Origin of the sequence: Ancylobacter sp. 3268 (assembly GCF_031456575.1) — a bacterium.
Classification (GTDB): Bacteria; Pseudomonadota; Alphaproteobacteria; order Rhizobiales; family Xanthobacteraceae; genus Ancylobacter.
The window spans coordinates 32,675-53,178 of the sequence record NZ_JAVDUX010000004.1 but is presented as its reverse complement, the minus strand read 5'-3'; the positions used below and the strand labels follow the sequence as shown (position 1 = coordinate 53,178).

The following is a 20,504-nucleotide window of genomic DNA, read 5'->3' as shown; positions in this document are numbered from 1 at the left end:
GCCGACCTACCTGTCGCGCTCGAGGTCCATCGAGCGGCCGAGCCTCGAGAGCAACGCCGGCGGAACCATCGTGCTGTCGCGGCCAAACCGGGACGCGAAGCGGTCAATCTCGGTCAGCTTGTTCTTCGAGCCGGGGAAATGGACGACCGGGTAGAGCTCGCATTCCGATCCGTCCGGCCAGTGATACGGCCGGGCGTTGAAGGCCCGGAAGTCGTGCAGCTTTATGTGGTCCAGCAGATTGTTCCTATGCAGCACATGGATGATGTGCGCCTGCTCGCCTCTGGTGAGAAAGCCGTAGAGTTCCGGTTTCCATTTCGCGTTGACCTCCGATTTGGAACCGAGAGCGCGTCGCTGAGCAGTTTCCGGCCGGAGGTGCAGTTCCGGACGAAGAAGACTCCGGAGTTGAGGAAGGTCCAGCCGCCCTGCGGACTGATGGGGGATTTGCAGGCGACGAAAAAGACCTCGGCCGGCTCCGACCTTATCAAACCCGTCACATCGAATGAGAAATCGGTGAAGAACGCGTCTTCGTCGAGCCACATGACCCAGTCATAGGATTCGATGATGGCGAGAACCGCCATCAACTTGTGGAAGTGCGGGGTTTGCAGGTTTTCGTAACGCCGCGCGTCGTATTCATAGTCCAGGCCGTGGAGCTCAGCGTAGACGCGGTGGTTGATATGGGACCGCAGTTTCGGCGGATGGGCGCCCGATACCAGTCCAAGTCTCATTCTTCGCCTCTCCCGCCGCGCCCAAGGTGACATGACAGCCGAGCGTCGTCGAGGTCGCGGCCCTGGTGCCGGTCCTCGGCGGACGGGCCGGAAGCCGCCATCGCCAAAACACATCGTTGCGATGTGTTAGCTGCCTACCACCATCGCCTCCGGCCGAAGCCTAGCATCCTGGCATGCGGGCGATCGTCGCCCGGTGGAGGTGTTCCAGGTGGCCAAGGCCATTCATTCCATGATTCGCGTGCTCGACGAGGCGCGCTCCGTCGATTTCTACGCCAAGGCCTTCGGCCTCGGCATTGCCGACCGCTTCGGCTTCGACGGCTTCACCCTCGTCTATCTGCGCAATGCCGACGCCGATTTCGAGGTCGAGCTCACCATCAACCACGGACGAACCGAGCCCTATGCGCTGGGCGACGGCTACGGCCACATCGCCTTCGTGGTGGAGGATCTCGACGCCGAGCATGCGCGTTTCGAGAAACTCGGCCTCAATCCCAATCCGGTGAAGGAATTCTTCCGCGAGGGAGCGCTGCTGGCGAAGTTCTTCTTCGTCACCGATCCTGACGGCTACAAGATCGAAGTGCTTCAGAAGCACGGTCGTTATCGCTAAAGCCTCCTTCCACCGGGTTTTGCCCTCCGGTGAAAGGAAAATTCTCGAAGTCCAACCAGAAAGACGCGCCAACGTTTTCAGGACCTTCGGAACAACTTGCCGAAACAAGAACAGCAACAACCAGGAGGAAGCCATGACGATATTGATCGATAGGCGCGACCCTTCGCGCGGCGTCTCGCGCCGGAACATTCTGGGGATGATCGGCGCCACCGGCGCGCTGATGATCTCCGGTCTGGCGGTCATCAGCCCGCGGGAGGCGTGGGGCCTCGAAGTCGTCGCTCTCAAGCCCGAGACCATGCGCACGCTGATCGTGATGGCGCGCGACGTCTATCCGCACGACCGCATCGCCGATCGCTTCTACGCCATCGCCATGAAGCCCTACGAGGCCGATGCCGCCAAGGATCCGGCGCTGAAGGCGATGGTGGAGGAGGGGGTTATCACCCTCGACACCCTCGCCAAGGCGCGGCACGGCGTGCCCTATGTCGATCTCGGCTGGGAGGACCAGCGCGTCGCCCTATTGCGCGAGATCGAGGACAGCGCCTTCTTCCAGAAGGTGAGGGGTGGCCTCGTGGTCGGCCTCTACAACCAGGAGGAGGTGTGGCCGATCTTCGGCTATGAGGGCTCCTCGGCCGACAAGGGCGGCTACATCGACCGCGGCTTCAGCGACATCAGCTGGTTGTGAGGGGAGGGCACGAACATGGCTGCACCTTTCGATCTCAACGATGATTCCGTGGTCGTCATCGTCGGCTCCGGTGCCGGCGGCGGCACGCTCGGCACCGAGCTGGCGCTCAAGGGCGTCAAGGTGGTGATCCTCGAAGCCGGCAAGCGGCACAATATGGAGGATTTCGTCAATAACGAGTGGGAGAGCTTCGCCCAGCTCGCCTGGACCGACATGCGCACCACCTCCGGCTCGTGGCGCGTGCACAAGAATTTCCCGAACCTGCCGGCCTGGATCGTCAAGTCGGTTGGCGGCTCGACGGTGCACTGGGCCGGCGCCTCGCTGCGCTTCCAGGAGCATGAGTTCAGGACCCGCTCGACCTATGGCGACCTCGACGGCGCCAACCTGCTCGACTGGCCGATCACGCTCGCCGAGCTCGAGCCCTATTACGCCAAGGCCGAGGACAAGATGGGGGTGACGCGCACCAACGGCATTCCCGGCCTGCCCGGCAACAACAACTTCAAGGTGTTCGAGGCCGGGGCCAAGAAGATCGGCTACACCGAGGTGTCGACCGGGCGGATGGCGATCAACAGCCAGCCGCGCGCCGATCGCGGCGCCTGCCAGCAGATCGGCTTCTGCTTCCAGGGCTGCAAGTCCGGCGCCAAATGGTCGACGCTGATCGCCGAGATCCCGCGCGGCGAGGACAGCGGCAATCTGGAGGTGCGCCCGGAATCGATGGTGCTGCAGATCGAGCACGACGCTTCCGGCAAGGCCACCGGCGTCGTCTATGTCGACGCCGAGGGCAAGACCCAGCGCCAGAAGGCCCGCATCGTGGCGGTGGCCGGCAACTCGATCGAGAGCCCGCGCCTGCTGCTCAACTCCGCCAGCAACATGTTCCCGGACGGGCTCGCCAACTCCTCCGGCCAGGTCGGGCGCAACTATATGCGGCACATGACCGGCTCAGTTTACGGCATCTTCGAGAAGCCGGTGCACATGTATCGCGGCACCACCATGGCCGGCATCGTGCGCGACGAGGCGGGGCATAATGACAAGCGCGGCTTCGTCGGCGGCTACGAGATGGAGACGCTGTCGCTCGGCGTGCCGTTCATGGCCGCCTTCCTCGATCCCGGCGGCTGGGGCCGCTCCTTCACCTCCGCCATGGACGGCTATGTGAATACGGCCGGGCTGTGGATCGTCGGCGAGGACATGCCGCAGGAGACCAACCGCGTCACGCTGAACACCGATGTGAAGGACAAGAACGGCATGCCGGTGGCCAACGTGCATTTCGACGACCATCCCAACGACATCGCCATGCGCAACCATGCCTACAAGCAGGGATCGGCGATGTATGAGGCGGTCGGCGCGGTACGCACCCTGCCGACGCCGCCCTATCCCTCGACGCATAATCTCGGCACCAACCGGATGAGCGAGAAGCCGCGCGACGGCGTGGTGAACAAGCACGGCCAGACGCACGACATCCCGAACCTGTTCATCTCGGACGGCAGCCAGTTCACCACCGGCGGCGCCGAGAACCCGACGCTGACCATCGTGGCGCTGGCGATCAGGCAGGCGGATTTCATCGCCGGCGAGATGTCGAAGAACGCGATGTGAGGGAACTGTGGATGGCCGGAGCTAACCGCTCCGGTTATCCGCGTCTCACCCGGCGGGGCAAGGCTCCGTTGTGCATCGACTTCGAGGTGACGACGGCTGTCCTTATCCGCGATGCAGCCGGGAGTTGACGTGTCATGAATGCTCGATGCTACCATGAAGGGAACTTTGGGAGGGCATCGTGGACGAAGCATTTTACGCTAGGGTGAACAATGATCGCCTGACCAGTCGACAAATCGACGAACTGATCGGCATTTCGCGTGGGCTGATCGCGGACGGGCAGGTCAACGAGGCCGAGGCCGAGTTCCTGCAGAAATGGCTGGCGGCCAATCTCGGCGTCAGCGATCAGCCGCTTATCCGCGTGCTCTATCAGCGCGTGGCGGAGATACTGGGCGATGGAGTCTATGATTCCGCGGAAGGGGCAGAGCTGTTCGAAACGCTGAGCCGCTTCACGACCGGCAACTTCGAGCTTGGCGAAGTCCTGAAGCCAACCGGTTTGCCGCTCTGCCGCCCGGCCCCAAGCCTTACATTCTATGGCAAGCGTTATTGCTTCACTGGCACCTTCAATTACGGCCAGAGGAAACACTGCGAAGCCGCTGTCGTCGAGCGGGGAGCCGAGATCGGTGGAATGACGCAAAAGACCGACGTGCTGGTGATCGGTGCCTATGCGACGGAGTCCTGGAAGCATTCCTCTTTCGGAAACAAGATCATGCAGGCCGTCGAATGGCGCGACGGCGGAATACCCATCTCCATCGTCGCCGAGGAACATTGGCGACGGCACCTGTAGAGATGTCGAGCGGCGAAGGTGTCGTTTCACTGTTCCCGGACCGGGAATGCGAGCGATGGTCGTCCTTGTCCCCGGCGGCCCGTCTCCCTCGCTGCCGGCCCAGGGGCGGCGCGTTTTCCTTCCGTGGCGGATGGCGCTCCACGCTGCTCCGCCGCTTGCCAGCCGCGGCGCCAGCCATTAGCACTCGCTCGCCCAATAATTCAGCCCAGCATAGGCGAGAGATCCCCATGGCGACCCACAAGCTCCTCCTCCTTCCCGGCGACGGCATCGGCACCGAAGTGATGGCGCAGGTGAAGCGGGTGCTGGCCTGGCTCGAAGGGGCCGGTCTCGCCTCCTTCGCCGTCGAGGAGGACCTCGTCGGCGGTGCCGCCTATGACCAGTGCGGCGCGCCGATTTCCGAAGAGGCGATGAAGCGCGCCTTTGCCGCCGACGCCATCCTGCTCGGCGCGGTGGGCGGCCCGAAATGGGACCATGTGCCCTATGAGGCGCGCCCGGAAGCCGGCCTGCTGCGGCTGCGCAAGGACCTGCAGTTGTTCGCCAATCTGCGTCCGGCCCTGTGCTATCCCGCGCTCGCCGACGCCTCCAGCCTCAAGCGCGAACTGGTCGAGGGGCTCGACATCCTGATCGTGCGCGAGCTGACCGGCGGCGTATATTTCGGCGAGCCCAAGACCATTACCGATCTCGCCGACGGCCAGAAGCGTGCCGTCGACACCCAGGTCTACGAATCCTACGAGATCGAGCGCATCGCCCGCGTCGCCTTCGAGCTCGCCCGCACCCGCCGCAACAAGGTGGTGTCGGCGGAAAAGCACAATGTGATGAAGTCCGGCGTGCTCTGGAAGCAGGTGGTGAGCGAGGTGCACGGCGCCGATTACACCGACGTGTCGCTGGAGCACCAGCTCGCTGATAGCTGCGCCATGCAGCTGGTGCGCGCGCCCAAGCAATTCGACGTGCTGGTGACCGACAATCTGTTCGGCGACATCCTTTCCGACGTGGCGGCGATGCTCACCGGCTCGCTGGGCATGCTGCCCTCCGCCTCGCTCGGCGCGGTGGAGGAGCTAACCGGCAAGCGTCGCGCGCTGTATGAGCCGGTGCATGGCGCCGCGCCCGACATCGCCGGCAAGGGCCTGGCCAACCCGATCGCCATGATCGGCTCGCTGGCGATGGCGCTGCGCTATTCCTTCGGCCAGGGCGATGTCGCTGACCGCATCGAGAAGGCGATCGCCGGCGTGCTGGCCAAGGGCTACCGCACCAACGACATCAAGTCGGAAGGCGCGACCGTGGTCGGCACCGACGGCATGGGCGACGCGCTTCTCGCCGAATTGGCGGCGGGCTGAGCGGGCGGCGGACTAACCGAATCGTCGGCATAAAATACGAAAGCCCGGCCGCCAGAGATGACGGCCGGGCTTTTCGTTTGGGCCCGGAGGCGCAGGAACCGTGGCGGCTCCCCGCGGCGGCTCGGTTCAGCGCGGCAGTTCGTAGGGGCCGGGCAGCGGCCAGCGGGTGCCGGTGATGGTGCTGTCGGTGCCGTAGCTCGGGAAGCGGAAATTGTTCAGCCCGATATAGTTGAGGTCGCGGCTGGTGCCGGGACGCACATTTGGGCCGGGATCGAGATAGGAGCGTTCCGGCAGCTTGCGGATGGTGAGGCGGGTCGAATCCTGCGCGGCGGCGGGCAGCACCGCAAAAGCGGAGCCGGCAACGGCAAGGGCAAGAGCGAGCGGGATGAAACGCATGTGAACCTCCGGGCGACGCATCCGGCATCGCGCAGCGACGCTTACGTCACCCTCAAGATGGAGACAAGCCGGGCGTACGTCGAGATGGCGGCAGGATTAATTCCGTCTTTCGGCGATGAAACGTGCCGCTTCCTGGAGAAGTGTGGCCCGCGTGCCGAAGCCGGCGAGAGCGGCATGGGCTTGCTCGACCAGCTTTGCCAGCTCGGCCCGCGCCCCGGCGACGCCGAGCAATTCGACGAATGTCGCCTTGCCGGCGGCGCTGTCCTTGCCGACCGCCTTGCCGACGGCGACGGCGTCGCCCTCGACGTCGAGCAGGTCGTCGGCGATCTGGAAGGCACGTCCGATGGCCTGCGAATAGCTGTGCAGATCCGCCGCTTCCGCCGGCGAGGCGCGCCCCAGCAGCGCGCCGGCGGCGCAGGCCTGGCGCAGCAGCGCGCCGGTCTTCAGCTCCTGCAGCCGGGCGACGCCGGAAAGGTCCGGGGCGGGGCGGCCGGCATCGGCGAACCGCCCCTCGGCGGCGAGGTCGAGCATCTGCCCGCCGACCATGCCTTCGCCGCCAGCGGCGCGGGCGAGCGCCGCCACCAGGGCGATTCGCACCGCCGGGTCGGGATCGGCCGCCGGCTCGGCGAGAAGTTCAAAAGCGAGGGTGAGGAGGGCATCGCCGGCGAGGATGGCGGTCGCTTCGTCATAGGCGCGATGGACGGTCGGCTGGCCGCGGCGCAGGTCGTCATTGTCCATGGCCGGCAGATCGTCATGCACCAGCGAGTAGCAATGCACGCATTCGAGCGCGGTCGCCGCCGGCAGCGCGCGCGGCATCGGCACGCCGAACAGTGCCGCGCTTTCGATCACCAGGAAAGGCCGCAGCCGCTTGCCGCCGGCCAGCGCCGCATGCCGCATGGCGCGCATCAGCCGATCGCTGACCGGTTGCGCGCGGGCAATCACCCGGTCGAGCTCGACGGCGACGGCCTCGGCGCAGCGGGCAAGGGCGTCGGCGAGCGTTTCGGCAGGGGGAGCGGTGTCAGTCATGATGCCTATCCGTCGGATCCAGGGCTGCGTGCCCGAGCCGATCGCCGCGGTCAAGCGTTCCGGGCCGCGACGGGCGTACGCGGCTTGGTGGAACCGATGGGACCGTCTAGGTTTTCAGTCGTCGGCTAGGGGAGTTGGGATGCGCGGGCTGGTATGGGTCTGGAGAGCGGCGTTCGTCATCGTGCTGGCGCCGCTTGTGCTGGGTCTTCTCTACACTGCGGTCAATCCGGCCTCCACCCTGATGCTGGCCCGCTGGGCGACCGGCCAGCGGGTCGAGCAGAGCTGGGTGCCGCTGGAAGCGATCGCGCCGGCGCTGGTCCGCAGCGTGCTGGCTTCCGAGGACGCCCGCTTTTGCCAGCATAACGGCATCGATCTCGTCGAGCTGCAGAATGTCATGGATACCGCCGAGGATGGCGAGCCGGCGCGGGGGGCCTCGACGATCACCATGCAGCTGGCGAAGAATCTGTTCCTTTGGAACGGGCGCAGCTTCGTCCGCAAGGGCCTGGAAATGCCGCTGGCGCTCTATCTCAACCTCGTCATGAGCAAGCGGCGGCAGATCGAGATCTATCTGAACATCGCCGAATGGGGACCGAATGGCGAGTTCGGCGCCGAGGCGGCGGCGCAGCGGGCCTTCGGCGTTCCGGCGCTGCGGCTGAGCGCGCGCCAGGCGGCGCTGCTGGCGGTGATGCTGCCGAACCCCCATCGGCGCGACGCCGCCAAGCCGGGTCCGGGCCTGTCGCGCCTCGCCAGCCGGCTGCAGGCGCGATTGCCGCGCGAGGGGGCGGAACTCTCCGCATGCCTTGGTTTGTAGGGATGGAGTGAAAGCCGCCGGCGAGAGTGCAGTTTCGGTCCGGCCCCCCTTTCACTCGCGCGCATGAGTCTGTATAAGCCGCCACTCGAAATACGAGCTATCCCGGCGCCGGCCCCCTCGGACATTCCATAAAGGAATTGCGAGGCAAGCCAAGACAGGACCGCCGGCACAGGAGTTGAGACAATGGCCGTTCCGAAGAAGAAAACCAGCCCGTCGCGTCGCGGCATGCGCCGCTCGGCCGATGCCCTCGCCAAGCCCACCTATATCGAGGATAAGGATTCCGGCGAGCTGCGTCGTCCGCATCACCTCGACCTCAAGACCGGCATGTACAAGGGCCGGCAGGTGCTGAAGGTCAAGGCCGAGGCCTGAGCCGGGGGCGGGCTTCCCCGCTCTTCGAGGTATGCTCTCGCGACACAATGAACGAAGCGCGGTCGTCATCGGCCGCGCTTTTTGTCGTGTGGCCGCTGTCTCGGCTTGCACCGTTCCTGTGGCTGGCGCATCGTCCAACTCTTCAAGAGCTGTTCGCCGTCCGCCGACTCGGTTGGCGGCGGGTCACGGGCATGTCCGTGCGAAGGCCGAGTTCGAGGGGGGTGGGCGGCGCATCATGGGATCGGCGGGGCAGGGCACGGGGAGCGACGGGTGTTGATGTCTGACGCGACGGGCTCGGCCGTGCCGGATCTCGGCGGCGTGGCCACGCTGAACGACATCGTGCAGGCCCATGAGACGGTCGACAGCGCCGCCTATGAATGGTGCCTCGCCGATGACCGCCTGCAATGGAGTGCCTCCGCCGCCGCCTTTCTCGGTCCGGATGTCAATCGCGAACTCGCCAGCGGCAACGGCTATGCGGCGATTGTCACGCCGGGCAGCGGGGGCGGGCGCGCCGCAGCGGTCGAGGCATGCCTTTCCGCCGGACTTGCCGGCGAATCGAAGCAGTTCGACATCCGCTACAGTATCCGGCTGCCGGGTCGCGACGGTGCGCGCGAACTGCACGTGATCGATCGCGGCGTCTGCCATTTCGATGCCGGGGGCCGGGTGGAGCGCGTGCTCGGCCTGATCAAGGCCGATACGGCCGGCGGGCAGGGGCGGCCCGCGGCGCCGGCCGCCGTCCAGGTTCTGCCCAATGCCGGCACCGGCCGCCGCCCGCTGGCGATGCTGGTGAAAGACTGGCTCGAGCGCGCGGGACGGACGGGCGAGCCGTTCGGTGTCATCCTCATCGAGATCGACGATCTCGTACGGTTGAACGACACCTATGGCTTCGACGCCGTCGATGAGGTGATCGAGATTTTCCGCCGTCGGCTGCGGGCCGAGCTTGCCGAAGGCGAAGCCATGGGGCGCTGTTCGGTCGGCAGTTTCGGCCTGTTGTTGCGGCTGCGCCCGGGCGAGGATTTCGCGGCGCGGGTCCATGGCATCGTGGATGCGGTCAATGCAAAGCCGCCAAGCACCGAGCGCGGTGTGGTCGCCGCCGGCGTCACCGCCGGGGCGCTGACCGTGCCGGTGCAGGCCGGGACGCTGGCCGATGTCTTCCGCCGCGTTCAGGATGCGCTGTACCATGCGCGGCATCGCAGCCGCGGCAGTTTCGCGATCTTCGATCCGGCCATCGATCGCGCCGCCGAGCAGTGTGCCAATCTCCAATTCGCCGACACGATCGTCCGTGCCCTGGACGAGGAGCGGGTCGGCCTCGCCTTTCAGCCGGTAGCGGCGGCCGCCACCCGCCGCATCGCCTTTCACGAGGCTTTGGTGCGTGTACGGGGCCGCAATGGCTATGTGCTGGATGGTGCGGCGGTGATTCCCACCGCCGAGCGTTTCGGCCTGACCGGGCTGATCGACCGGCGGACGCTGCAACTGGCCTTCGCCACGCTTGCCGCCGATCCGCAGCTGACTCTGTCGGTGAACGTGTCGCCGACCAATCTCGACGATGGCAGCTGGCTGCGGTTGATGGAGAGCCATGCCGGTGACGGGCTGTGCCGGCGGCTCATCGTCGAGATCACCGAGAGCGCCCGCCTTGTCGATATCGGCCATGTAAGGCGGCGTATCGACTGGTTGCATGAGCTCGGCTGCCGGGTGGCGATCGACGATTTCGGCGTCGGCTACACGTCGTTCCGCAGTCTGCGCGAGCTGAACGTGGACATATTGAAGATCGACGGCAGCTTCGTCAGCGGGCTGGTGCGGTCGGAGCCGGACAGCCACTTCGTCCGGGCGCTGATCGAGCTTGCCGCCCATCTCGGCGTCACCACAGTGGCCGAGTGGGTGCTTGACGAGCCGACCGCGAGCCGGCTCGTCGAATGGGGCTGCACCTATCTGCAAGGTGAACTGATCGGCCTTGCCGCCCCGCAGCCGCTGCCGGGCTGAAAGCGGCTTTTCCCGGGCGCCGCTCCGGCAGCGCCGCCTCAGGGTTGATTCGCGCGGTTGTTTCGGCGCGGCTATTTTTCTTCCCGGTTATGCTTCTTCCCGGCTATTTCTTGGGGTCGGCGTCGCCGATCTTGTCGAGGCGCTTCTGCATCTCGGCGACCTGTCGCTTCAGCTCGTCGAGATCGTCGGCCTTCACCGCAGGGGCGGCGGGGGCGGCCTCTTCGCGGGCGTTGGGCAGGAACATCTTGAAGGTCCGGTCGAAGATGTCGATGTTGCGCCGCACCTGCTCTTCCATCGCGCTGAAGCCGCCGGCAGGAAAGCCGCCGGTGGGAAATCCGCCGACACCGAAGGTTTTTGCGAACTGCTCGCGAAACTTTTCCTGGTCGCGCGTGAAATTCTCGATCGACATGTCGAGGTAGCGCGGCACCAGCATCTGCATGCTGTCGCCATAGAAGCGGATGATCTGGCGCAGGAAGTTGATGGGCAGCAGATTCTGACCCTTGCCCTCCTGTTCGAAGATGATCTGGGTCAGCACCGAGTGGGTGATGTCCTCGCCGGACTTGGCGTCGTAAACGACGAAATCCTCGCCGTTCTTCACCATCAAAGCCAGATCCTCGAGCGTGACATAGGTACTCGTGCCGGTATTGTAGAGCCGGCGGTTTGCATACTTCTTGATGGTCACGGGTTCGTTGGATTTCGCCATAGGAGCCGCTTGCCTTGTTGGTTTCCCCTTGAAAACTCTAGGGCCTTTCCGAACTGAGGGCTACAGGATTATCGGTGGACGAGCCGGTCTACAGCCTCTGGTATATTAGGCGCGGCGTTCTCGCGGCCATTGACATGCGTCATACGACGTCACCACGATGTCCCTAAAATCGCTTCCGGTGCGGGATCTCTCCCTGCGCCACATCTGCTTTCCATCGGAGGACGTTCAAACATGAAGGACGGCATCGTCATCGTCGGCGCCGCGCGCACGCCCGTCGGCGCGTTCAACGGCGCTCTCTCCTCCCTACCGGCGCACGAGCTCGGCAAGATCGCGATCAACGCGGCGCTGGAGCGGGCCGGCGTGGCTCCCGGCGAGGTCAGCGAGACCATCATGGGGCAGATCCTCACCGCCGGCGCCGGGCAGAACCCGGCGCGCCAGGCCTCGATTGCCGCGGGCATTCCGGTGGAGAGTCCCGCCTGGGGCGTGAACATGCTCTGCGGCTCCGGCCTGCGCGCGGTGGCGCTCGGCTTCCAGGCGATCGCCAATGGCGACAGCGCCATCGTCGTGGCCGGCGGCCAGGAGTCGATGAGCCAGGCGCCGCATTGCGCCAATCTGCGCAACGGCACCAAGATGGGCTCGCTTGAGATGGTCGACACCATGATCAAGGACGGCCTGTGGGATGCGTTCAACGGCTACCACATGGGCACCACCGCCGAGAACGTCGCTCGCCAGTGGCAGATCACCCGCGAGCAGCAGGACGAGTTCGCGGTCGGCTCGCAGAACAAGGCCGAGGCGGCGCAGAAGGCCGGCCGCTTCAAGGACGAGATCGTCCCCGTCACCATTTCCACCCGCAAGGGCGACATCGTGGTGGCCGACGACGAATATCCCCGCCATGGCGCCACCATCGACAGCATGACCAAGCTGCGTCCCGCCTTCTCCAAGGATGGCACCGTGACCGCCGGCAACGCCTCGGGCATCAATGACGGCGCCGCCGCCATCGTGCTGATGAGCGCCGAGACGGCGGTCGCCCGCGGCGCCAAGCCGATTGGCCGAATCGTCTCCTGGGCGCAGGCCGGCGTCGATCCGGCCGTGATGGGTTCCGGCCCGATTCCGGCCTCGCGCCGCGCACTGGAAAAGGCCGGCTGGACGGTTGCCGATCTCGACCTCGTCGAAGCCAACGAAGCCTTTGCCGCCCAGGCCTGCGCGGTGAGCAAGGATCTCGGCTGGGATACGTCGAAGGTCAACGTCAATGGCGGCGCCATTGCCATCGGCCACCCGATCGGCGCGTCCGGTGCCCGCATCCTGACCACGCTGCTCTACGAAATGCAGAAGCGTGACGCCAAGAAGGCCCTGGCCACGCTGTGCATCGGCGGCGGTATGGGCATTGCCATGTGCATCGAGCGCGATTGACGCGTCCCGCCGGCGGCGCTCCCCCGCCGCCGGCCCGCTGGCCGCAAAGAGCCATGCGGAAATGATGGTCGGGCAAGCGTTTGCGAGCCTTGCCGATAGATGGAAACGACGTACAAGCCGTCGCAGGTTCCGGGACGGAAGCCGAGAGGGGAAGTCAGATGAGTCGCGTTGCGTTGGTCACCGGCGGGACCCGTGGAATCGGGGCCGCGGTGTGCAGGGCCTTGAAGGCTGCCGGATACAAGGTCGCCGCCAACTATGCCGGCAATGAGGAGGCCGCCGCGGCCTTTACCGCCGAGACCGGCATCCCGACCTTCAAATGGGACGTGTCGGATTTCGAGGCCTGCAAGGCCGGCGTCGCGAGCGTGGTCGCCCAGCTGGGCCCGGTCGATGTCCTCGTCAACAATGCCGGCATCACCCGCGACGGCATGTTGCACAAGATGACCGCCGAGCAGTGGTATGCGGTGATCAACACCAATCTCAACTCGGTGTTCAACATGTCCCGGCAGGTGATCGAGGGCATGCGCGAGCGCAGCTTCGGGAGGATCGTCAACATCTCCTCGATCAATGGCCAGAAGGGCCAGATCGGGCAGACCAACTATTCCGCCGCCAAGGCGGGCGATCTCGGCTTCACCCGCGCCCTGGCGCAGGAGAACGCCAACAAGGGCGTGACGGTGAACGCCATCTGCCCCGGCTATATCGCCACCGAAATGGTGAAGGCGGTGCCGCAAGACGTGATCGAGAAGAAGGTACTGCCGCAGATTCCGGTCGGCCGGCTGGGCGAGCCGGAGGAGATCGCCCGGTGCGTGGTGTTCCTCGCGGCCGACGAGGCATCCTTCATCACCGGTTCGACCCTTTCCGCCAATGGCGGTCAGTTCATGATCTGAGCGGCAGTGCCCGGCTCGGGCATCCGGCGGCTTATCTCAGTCTTCGGAGCCGGGCCGGCTTCGGCATCGGAAACGTTGCCGAGCGGCGGCGGTTCGTGGTGGTCGCGGGGCTTCCTGCTCCTGGTCGTCACGCCAGCGTGGCGGCGGTGGCGGGGGCATGAGCCGAGGCGGTCGCCGCGACTCCGACCTGGATGAGCGCTAGGTCCGCGTGTTCGCGCATCGCCAGAGCATCCGGGACAACGGCCGGGCGGGAGCAGCCGTCATGAGAGGCGTCGTGGGGCATGGCTTGCTGTTGCCGGGCTGCCGGCGAGCGAGCGGTTTCGCATTTCTCATCGATCCCGATGCCGGATCGAGCGGCCATCGATGGGGTGATCATCCAAGGAAGGGCTTGGCGTGGGGGCGGGGGGCGGCCATAACGGGCGCCCCATTCAGGTGCCTCCCATGCCCGCTTCGACCTCGCGCTCTTCCGCCACGCTCATCGGCTTTTCCGCCATCCTGCTCTGGGCGACGCTGGCACTCGCGACCTCGGCGAGCGGGGCGGTGCCGCCCTTCCTGCTCACCGCGCTGACTTTTGCCATAGGCGGCGTGGTCGGGCTGGTGGCAGCGGCGGTGCGTGGTGTCGGGCTCTCGGTGCTGCGCCAGCCCTGGCCGGTGTGGCTGCACGGCGTCGGCGGGCTGTTCGGCTATCACTTCTTCTATTTTTCGGCGCTGAAGCTGGCGCCGCCGGCGGAGGCGGGGCTGATCGCCTATCTCTGGCCGCTACTGATCGTGCTGATGTCGGCGGCGCTGCCCGGCGAGCGGCTGCGGCCGGCGCATATCATCGGCGCGCTGATGGGGCTCGCCGGCACGGTGTTGCTGCTCGGCGCCCGGGCCGGCGGCTTCGGCTTCTCGCCGGATTATCTGCCGGGCTATGCGGCGGCGGCGCTATGTGCGGTGATCTGGTCGAGCTATTCGGTACTGGCGCGGCGGTTTGCGCGCGTGCCGACCGAGGCGGTGGCCGGCTTCTGCCTTGCCACCGCAGCGCTGTCTGTGCCGTGCCATCTGCTGTTCGAGCCGTCGATCTGGCCGTCGGGAGCGACAGAATGGCTGGCGGTGGCCGCGCTCGGCATCGGACCCGTCGGTATCGCCTTCTATACCTGGGATATCGGCATGAAGCAGGGCGATATCCGCTTGCTCGGCGTCGCCTCCTATGCGGCGCCCGTGCTGTCGACGCTGCTGCTGGTGGCGACCGGTTTCGCCAGCGCCAGCTGGGCGCTGGCCGGCGCCTGTGCGCTCATTGTCGGCGGCGCCGGGGTGGCAACGCTGCTCGCCCGGAAATAGTCCGTCCGCGGAAGCAGCCGGGTTGCCAGCCCGGGGCCGCGAGTTCGAAGCCGGCATACTCGAAGCCGGGCGCCACGGTGCAACCGACCAGCGTCCAGTCGCCGAGGCTCTTCGCCGCTTGCCAGGTATCGCGCGGCACCACGCGCTGCGGCTCCTCGCCAGCGGCAAGGTCGGGCCCGAGCAGAAGGGATTGGACCGGTCCCGCATCGGTCGCCGCCAGCGAAAGCCTGAGCGGTGCCCCGGCGTGCCAGTGCCAGATTTCTACCGCGTCGACCCGGTGCCAGTGCGAGGCCTCGCCCGCCGCCAGCAGGAAATAGATGGCGGTCGAGGCGGCACGGCCATCCTCCAGCCGATGCGGATCGCGGTAGGTCTCGCGAAAGTGGCCGCCTTCGGGATGCGGTTCAAGCCCGAGGCGGGCAATGATCTCGGTGGCGGAAAGGGACGTGGCCGCCATCGCTCTCAGCTCCTGAACCGGCTCTTGAGTTCGCGCAGCTCGGTGAACACCGCCGCCGGGTCGGCGCCACCGAGGCCGAGCTTCGTCGCAAGCGCCGGGTCGTCGGCACGCAGGAACGGATTGCTCGCCTTTTCCATGCCGATGCTGGTCGGCAGTGTCGGCTTGCCTTCGGCGCGCCGTGCCTCGGCCAGTGCGAGCTGCTCGCGCGAAGCGGCATTGTCCGGGTCGACATGCACGGCGAAACGGCCGTTGGAGACGGTGTATTCATGGCCGCAATAGACGGCGATGTCGTCAGGCAGCGCCCGCAGCCGCAGCAGCGATTCCCACAGCACCGGCGGATCGCATTCGAACGGCCGGCCGCAGCCCATGACGAACAGCGTGTCGCCGCTGAACAGCAATCGCTCGCCCTCGAACAGGAAGACGATATGGCCCTTGGTATGGCCGGGCGTCTCCAGCACCCGGCCCACCAGGCTGCCCACTGCCACCGGATCGCCATCCGTCACCGCGAAATCGAGACCGGGAATGGTGTCGCGTTCCGCCTTCGGGCCGATCACCGTCGCGCCGTAGCGCGCCTTCAGCGCCTCGACCCCGGCAATGTGATCGGTGTGGTGATGGGTGACGAGGATATGCGTCAGCGTCCAGTCCTCCCGCTCCAGCGCGGCGAGGACAGGCGCCACTTCCGGCACGTCGACGACCGCGGTCGCCTCCGTCACCGGGTCGCGCAGGAGCACGGCGTAATTATCGGCGAGGCAGGGGATCAGGCGAAGCTCGACCGGCATGGCGGTTCCCGATGGGGGTTTCCGGAAGGCGTCCTCGGATGAGGAAGGCACGTGGTCCGGCACTCTCCGAGGACAGCGCCGGCTTCCGTAGCGTCCGGCTCAGCGGCATTCCTGCGTCGCGCGATCCACCGCCGCCGAGATTCCGCTCAGCGAATAGGTGTCGGTGGTGACGTTGCCGCGGACCGACGTGCTCTTCACCACCACGTCCTTGCCGCGCCGCATGGCATCGAGCAGGCGGTTCTCTTCCGCCACGTTGCGCACCCAGGCGCCCGAACCGCGCGTGTAAAGATCGAACGAGCCCGGACCGATGGTGAGCGTGGCGTCCGAACCCTCCTTCAGCGGGAAGCCCATGACCACGCTGATCTCGTTCTTGACGTTCTCGGCGGTGCGGGTGCTGATGAAGAAATAGGCGGGATCGCGGCTGAGGCCGGCGGGCGCACGCGTTTTCGGCTGCGAGAGCGCGTAGCAGATCTTGCCGCTGCCGCTGTCGTCCAGATAAACGCCCCAATCGCCGAACTGGCCGACCAGCTTCGGCGCCGCCTGGGCGCCAGCCGTTCCGATGAGTGCCAGTGCCAGGCCGGCGAGTGCCGCGCACGCAATGCGTCGTGCCATCGTCGATCGCTCCTGTGGTTATGCTTCCACCGCGGCTGCGGCTTCGCTCAATGCTCGGTTAAGACCGCTAAAGGGATATCTGCCCCTCGGACGGCTGTGAACCCTTGCGACCGGGATGTGATCGCTTTGCCGGAGAATTGGGCTCATCTTCGAGTGATTTTGTCGGGAGGGTAAATGAAGGATTACGGTGGCGGATGAAAACCGTGGAAAGCCTTCACACGCGTGTGATTCGCTCGAGCGCCCGGCGCGCTGCCTCGCGGTGGATGGGGGTGATGTGGGCGGCGAGGAGATTGAGCGCGGTGGCAAGCACGGCGGCATCGTCGGAGAAGCCGAGCACCGGCAGGATATCGGGAACCGCATCCGAAGGCAGCAGGAAATAGGCAAGCGAGCCGAACAGCATCGCCCGCACCTTCACCGGCGTTTCGCGGTCGAGCGCGCAGTAGTAGGCAGCGGCGGCATCGGCGGCGAACGGGATACGCGTGGCGACGCCGGCGAGCTTGCGCCAGAAGCCGGCGCGCACCTGCGCCTCGTCGTCCGTGCCGCCGGCGCCGGTGAAGCGCCCGTCATCGCGAAGGTCGAAATCGTCGGCTGCGGCAGCGTCGATGGGGCGGGTGGCCATATGACCCTCATGTGTCATGACCGTGAGATGGCCCCGCTCATCCTCATCCGCAATATGTCCGGCGCAAGGCAGAAACGCCGGCCGACGCCGCGCCGCTACATCAGCGGGTAGGCGGCTTCGACGCGATAGGGGCCGCCGCCGACCGAATCGCGCGAGGAATACAAAACGAAGCGCGAGACCTCGAAGCTCGGCGAGCGGAAATAGCCGCGCAGCGAGAGATAGTCGGCCACCTGGCGCGGGGCCGCGTCCCGCAGCCGGGCAAGGGTGACATGCGGGCGGAAATTACGTCCCTCGGGCGGCAGGCCGATGCGCTTCATCAACCGCTCATGCTCGGCCTGCAGCTCGATCAGCGCGCTGTTGGCCTTCACGGCGGCGAAGATGGCGCGCGGCTTGTTGTTACCGAACTGGTCGACGCCGTCGAGGGTGAGGTCGAAGCCGAAGCGGTCCACCTCGTCGAGCGCTGCCGCCGCGTCGCGCGCCATTGCATGGTCGACATCGCCGATGAAGCGCAGGGTGACGTGATAGAATTCGGGGTCGATCCATCTCGCTCCGGGCAGGCCGCCGCGCAGCATCGACAGGGTGCCGGCGACATTGGCCGGGATTTCGAGGGCGGTGAAGAGCCGCGGCATGGCCGGCCTCCCTGATAACCTCGGGATCGTCTGCATCGATTTGATACGGATTCGGGCGCCGAGGAAAAGCGTAAAAATAGGGCAGTACCATTATGGCCGCATCATGCCTGTCACGCCTCTCGGCGAAGCTGACGGCCTCGAATGAAGCCTGTATGTTGAGCCGCCATGACCGAATCAATCGACGATACCGACTCCGCCGCGCCCGCCGATCTGCCGGAGGCGCCGATTGCATTTGCCTCGGTCGCGTCGATCTATCGCTACCCGATCAAGGGGCTCTCTCCCGAGCGGCTGGATGTTGCGGATCTGGTCGCCGGCGGCTATTTCCCAGGCGACCGGCTCTATGCCATCGAGAACGGTCCTTCCGGCTTCGTGGCAGAAGCGCCGGCGTTCCAGCCGAAGATCAAGTTCCTGATGCTGATGCGCAATGAGCGGCTCGCCGCGCTCGAGGCGCGTTATGACGACGCCGCGACCACGCTCGTCATCCATCACGAGGGCGCCGAGGTGGCGCGCGGCGATCTGTCGACCGAGGAGGGGCGGGCAGCGATCGAATTGTTCTTCCAGCGCTATGCCCGTTATGAGCTGCGCGGCGCCCCGAAGCTGCTGGCGGCGCCGGAGGGATTCCGCTTCGTCGATACCACCGAAGGGTATATCTCGCTGATCAATCTCGCCAGCTGCCAGGCGCTCGGGGAGATGACCGGCAAGCCGGTCGATCCGCTGCGCTTCCGCGCCAATCTCTATCTCGCCGGCATGGAGCCTTGGGAGGAGTTCGACCTGGTCGGCCACACCATCGAGATTGGCGAGCAGGTGAAGCTGAAGGTCACTGAGAGCATCGTGCGCTGCGCCGCCACCAATGTCGATCCGGTTACCGCCATGCGCGACCTGGATATTCCCGGCACGCTGATGCGCCGCCTGGGCCATAATCATTGCGGCATCTTCGCCGAGGTGCTGTCCGGCGGATCGATCGCCGAGGGCGACGCGGTACGCCTGCGGCTCTAGTTTTCGACGATCCGGAAGCGAAGAAGGCGCGCTGGCTGCTTAGCCGGCGCAGGCCGGCTTGTCCCCTGACGCTGCGCTCTTTGCCCTTTCCGGACGCGCGCCGGGCCGGGGTGCGCGTGCTTCTTCAACTGGGCTCGGGAAAACGCGACAGCCCGGCACGAGGCCGGGCTGCACGGAACGTCAATCTGCCGGACGGCTAAGGTTCACTCGCCGGCTTCGGCGGGCTCGGCCGGGGTTTCACCCTCGGCGTCGCCGGCGCGGCGGTAGCGACGCCGGCGGGTACGCGGCTTGGCGGCCTCGTCGGCGGCTTCCGCCTCCGGCACCGCGGTCGTCGTCTCGGAAGCGGCGGGCGCGGCGGCGGGAGCCGGAGCCGCTGCGGCGGCGCGAGACCTGCGCGTGGGCGCAGCGGGGGGCGCCACGACGGGAACGGGCTCGGGTTCCGGCTGCGGCGCGGGTTGCGCGGCCACGGGGAGAGGGGCCGGCACCGGCTCGGGCGGCACGGGTGCCGCTGCCGGCGCTACCGGGAGCGGGCCGGTGCTTTGGGTGATGAAGGCCGGCAGGCCGATTTCAGCCTCGACGTCGGGACCGAGGGTCGGCTGCGGCTGGTTGCCCGGATCGCGATACGCGTTCTCGCGGGCCTCGCGATAGGGGCGCTCGCCGCGCTGCCAGCGATTCTCGCGCGGCTGGTCGGAGCGATGATCGCGATCATCGCGCGGCGCGCGATCCTGCCGGTGACCGTTGCGATCCCGATCGCGATCCCGGTCCTGGTTGCGATCCCGGTCCTGATTGCGATCCCGGTCCTGGTTGCGGTCCCGATCCTGATTGCGGTCCCGATCCTGGTTGCGGTCGCGATTGTCCCGGTTATCGCGGCGATTATAGTTGTCGCGATCGCGGTAGCCGTCGCGGGCAGGCTCACGGCCGCCTTCCTCGCGCTGGGGCAGCTCGCGCGGCTGCTGCTGGTTGGGCTGCGCTTCGCCGGTTTCCTCGAAGTCGAAGTCGTCCTCATCCTCATCCGGACGCTGGAACGGCTGGCCCTGCACGCCGAACTGCGCCTGCACCGCGGCGATGATGCGGAAATAATGCTCGGCATGTTGGAGATAGTTCTCCGCCGCCACCGGATCGCTGGAGGCCTGCGCGTCGCGGGCGAGCTGCAGGTATTTCTCGGCGATGGTCTGGGCGGTGCCCCGGACCTTCACATCCGGCCCGTTCGACTCATAAACCCGGGTGAGCGGGTTCTGGCCGCGCCGATTGGGGTTGTTGTTCCGGCCACGCATACGCTTCTGCTGGTTATTATTTCGCATTGAGTCTGGTCTCTGCTGCCGCACGTCCCGGGCCGGGCCGAAGCGCCGTTTCCGGGGGCATGCGGGAGGGTCAATCGCCTTCTGGGGTCCGTATCGTCTTCGTTTGCGTCACAATTATCGGTATCGGGCGCAGCCTTCGGAAAAATCTCGACCGGGCAATTCCAGCACATCGGCGCAGGGGCCGGCGGATATCCGCCGGGCGATCCGCTTGCGCGGAACGGCCCTGGAGGCCGATCGCCCGGCAAGACCCTTTCGGATCCATATACCGCAGCGAGGCCAGAACCTCCGAGGCATGAACCTCTCTTGCGCCAGGGGCCGGATCCGACCGGACAATCCGATCGCTGCTACGGCAATTCACCCTGTCGGCACGCCAAAGGCGTTGCCGTCAGCTTCGCGCCCTGCCGCACAATGACATGCGGCCAAACGACTGAAGCAATCATGTCCTAGGTGACATCGACCTCCCTTGCGGGAGAGCTACCGGTCAGGGGACTGTCCCGGC

23 protein-coding genes are annotated in these 20,504 nt (G+C 66.4%); 12 read left to right on the top strand and 11 right to left on the bottom strand.

Annotation, left to right across the window (positions count from 1 at the left end):
* Positions 1–6: 6 nt before the first annotated feature.
* A complete protein-coding gene (locus tag J2X65_RS06525; protein ID WP_310199505.1) occupies positions 7–255 on the bottom strand; it encodes a hypothetical protein in 249 nt (82 codons plus the stop codon).
* Entirely contained in the window at positions 222–725 is a 504-nt protein-coding gene (locus J2X65_RS06520) for a hypothetical protein (protein ID WP_310199503.1), read from the bottom strand. The genes J2X65_RS06525 and J2X65_RS06520 overlap by 34 nt, the downstream gene beginning before the upstream one ends.
* Positions 726–933: 208 nt before the next feature.
* Here J2X65_RS06520 and J2X65_RS06515 point away from each other — a divergent pair, with 208 nt between their 5' ends.
* The 5 genes from J2X65_RS06515 (at position 934) to leuB (ending at position 5,716) form a co-directional block, all read left to right on the top strand.
* A complete protein-coding gene (locus tag J2X65_RS06515; RefSeq protein ID WP_310199500.1) occupies positions 934–1,329 on the top strand; it encodes a VOC family protein in 396 nt (131 codons plus the stop codon).
* A 133-nt stretch (positions 1,330–1,462) separates the two neighbouring features.
* Positions 1,463–2,011 carry a Twin-arginine translocation pathway signal gene (locus J2X65_RS06510; protein WP_310199499.1) on the top strand — a complete coding sequence of 183 codons (549 nt, stop codon included), beginning with the start codon at positions 1,463–1,465 and terminating at the stop codon, positions 2,009–2,011.
* A gap of 15 nt (positions 2,012–2,026) precedes the next feature.
* A complete protein-coding gene (locus J2X65_RS06505; RefSeq protein WP_310199498.1) occupies positions 2,027–3,598 on the top strand; it encodes a GMC family oxidoreductase in 1,572 nt (523 codons plus the stop codon).
* A 178-nt stretch (positions 3,599–3,776) separates the two neighbouring features.
* Entirely contained in the window at positions 3,777–4,382 is a 606-nt protein-coding gene (locus J2X65_RS06500; protein WP_310199496.1) for an NAD-dependent DNA ligase, read from the top strand.
* Positions 4,383–4,609: 227 nt separating this feature from the next.
* Entirely contained in the window at positions 4,610–5,716 is a 1,107-nt protein-coding gene (gene leuB / locus J2X65_RS06495; RefSeq protein ID WP_310199494.1) for a 3-isopropylmalate dehydrogenase, read from the top strand.
* A 126-nt stretch (positions 5,717–5,842) separates the two neighbouring features.
* Here leuB and J2X65_RS06490 read toward each other — a convergent pair whose 3' ends face one another.
* Positions 5,843–6,112, bottom strand: a complete 270-nt coding sequence (locus J2X65_RS06490; RefSeq protein ID WP_310199492.1) for a hypothetical protein — start codon at positions 6,110–6,112, stop codon at positions 5,843–5,845.
* Positions 6,113–6,208: 96 nt separating this feature from the next.
* A complete protein-coding gene (locus J2X65_RS06485) occupies positions 6,209–7,138 on the bottom strand; it encodes a farnesyl diphosphate synthase (RefSeq protein WP_310199490.1) in 930 nt (309 codons plus the stop codon).
* A gap of 139 nt (positions 7,139–7,277) precedes the next feature.
* On the opposite strand from J2X65_RS06485, the gene mtgA reads away from it, so the two are divergent.
* The 3 genes from mtgA to J2X65_RS06470 all read left to right on the top strand — a co-directional run bounded on the left by mtgA (position 7,278) and on the right by J2X65_RS06470 (position 10,298).
* Complete coding sequence (mtgA, locus tag J2X65_RS06480; protein WP_310199488.1) at positions 7,278–7,949, top strand: monofunctional biosynthetic peptidoglycan transglycosylase; 672 nt, start codon at positions 7,278–7,280, stop codon at positions 7,947–7,949.
* 183 nt (positions 7,950–8,132) lie between these two features.
* Positions 8,133–8,318, top strand: coding sequence for a 50S ribosomal protein L32 (gene rpmF / locus J2X65_RS06475; protein ID WP_018387408.1), 186 nt, complete (start codon positions 8,133–8,135; stop codon positions 8,316–8,318).
* A gap of 276 nt (positions 8,319–8,594) precedes the next feature.
* Complete coding sequence (locus J2X65_RS06470) at positions 8,595–10,298, top strand: GGDEF and EAL domain-containing protein (protein ID WP_310199480.1); 1,704 nt, start codon at positions 8,595–8,597, stop codon at positions 10,296–10,298.
* Between the two features lie 103 nt (positions 10,299–10,401).
* Here J2X65_RS06470 and phaR read toward each other — a convergent pair whose 3' ends face one another.
* Positions 10,402–11,001: a polyhydroxyalkanoate synthesis repressor PhaR gene (gene phaR, locus J2X65_RS06465; RefSeq protein WP_310199478.1), complete on the bottom strand. Its 600-nt coding sequence runs from the start codon at positions 10,999–11,001 to the stop codon at positions 10,402–10,404.
* 231 nt (positions 11,002–11,232) lie between these two features.
* Between phaR and J2X65_RS06460 the strand changes: the two genes are divergently transcribed.
* From J2X65_RS06460 to J2X65_RS06450, 3 genes are all read left to right on the top strand, one after another.
* Positions 11,233–12,411 (top strand): acetyl-CoA C-acetyltransferase, encoded by a 1,179-nt coding sequence (locus tag J2X65_RS06460; RefSeq protein ID WP_310199476.1) that lies wholly within the window; start codon positions 11,233–11,235, stop codon positions 12,409–12,411.
* 158 nt (positions 12,412–12,569) lie between these two features.
* A complete protein-coding gene (phbB, locus tag J2X65_RS06455; RefSeq protein ID WP_310199474.1) occupies positions 12,570–13,295 on the top strand; it encodes an acetoacetyl-CoA reductase in 726 nt (241 codons plus the stop codon).
* A 441-nt stretch (positions 13,296–13,736) separates the two neighbouring features.
* Positions 13,737–14,615, top strand: a complete 879-nt coding sequence (locus J2X65_RS06450) for an EamA family transporter (RefSeq protein WP_310199472.1) — start codon at positions 13,737–13,739, stop codon at positions 14,613–14,615.
* On the opposite strand, the gene J2X65_RS06445 is transcribed toward J2X65_RS06450, so the two are convergent.
* The 5 genes from J2X65_RS06445 to thpR all read right to left on the bottom strand — a co-directional run bounded on the left by J2X65_RS06445 (position 14,569) and on the right by thpR (position 17,708).
* The gene (locus tag J2X65_RS06445; RefSeq protein ID WP_310199470.1) at positions 14,569–15,069 is read right to left on the bottom strand and encodes a cupin domain-containing protein; all 501 of its coding nucleotides are present in this window, start codon (positions 15,067–15,069) and stop codon (positions 14,569–14,571) included. The two genes, J2X65_RS06450 and J2X65_RS06445, sit on opposite strands and share 47 nt — an antisense overlap.
* A 5-nt stretch (positions 15,070–15,074) precedes the next feature.
* Positions 15,075–15,848 (bottom strand): hydroxyacylglutathione hydrolase, encoded by a 774-nt coding sequence (gene gloB / locus J2X65_RS06440; RefSeq protein WP_310199468.1) that lies wholly within the window; start codon positions 15,846–15,848, stop codon positions 15,075–15,077.
* A 99-nt stretch (positions 15,849–15,947) separates the two neighbouring features.
* The gene (locus J2X65_RS06435; RefSeq protein WP_310199466.1) at positions 15,948–16,460 is read right to left on the bottom strand and encodes an invasion associated locus B family protein; all 513 of its coding nucleotides are present in this window, start codon (positions 16,458–16,460) and stop codon (positions 15,948–15,950) included.
* Positions 16,461–16,674: 214 nt separating this feature from the next.
* The gene (locus J2X65_RS06430) at positions 16,675–17,079 is read right to left on the bottom strand and encodes a YkvA family protein (RefSeq protein WP_310199464.1); all 405 of its coding nucleotides are present in this window, start codon (positions 17,077–17,079) and stop codon (positions 16,675–16,677) included.
* A gap of 95 nt (positions 17,080–17,174) precedes the next feature.
* Positions 17,175–17,708: an RNA 2',3'-cyclic phosphodiesterase gene (gene thpR, locus J2X65_RS06425; protein ID WP_213361990.1), complete on the bottom strand. Its 534-nt coding sequence runs from the start codon at positions 17,706–17,708 to the stop codon at positions 17,175–17,177.
* Positions 17,709–17,873: 165 nt separating this feature from the next.
* Between thpR and J2X65_RS06420 the strand changes: the two genes are divergently transcribed.
* Positions 17,874–18,704 (top strand): MOSC domain-containing protein, encoded by an 831-nt coding sequence (locus J2X65_RS06420; protein WP_310199459.1) that lies wholly within the window; start codon positions 17,874–17,876, stop codon positions 18,702–18,704.
* Between the two features lie 203 nt (positions 18,705–18,907).
* Here J2X65_RS06420 and J2X65_RS06415 read toward each other — a convergent pair whose 3' ends face one another.
* Positions 18,908–20,029 (bottom strand): DUF4167 domain-containing protein, encoded by a 1,122-nt coding sequence (locus J2X65_RS06415; protein WP_310199457.1) that lies wholly within the window; start codon positions 20,027–20,029, stop codon positions 18,908–18,910.
* Between the last annotated feature and the right edge of the window lie 475 nt (positions 20,030–20,504).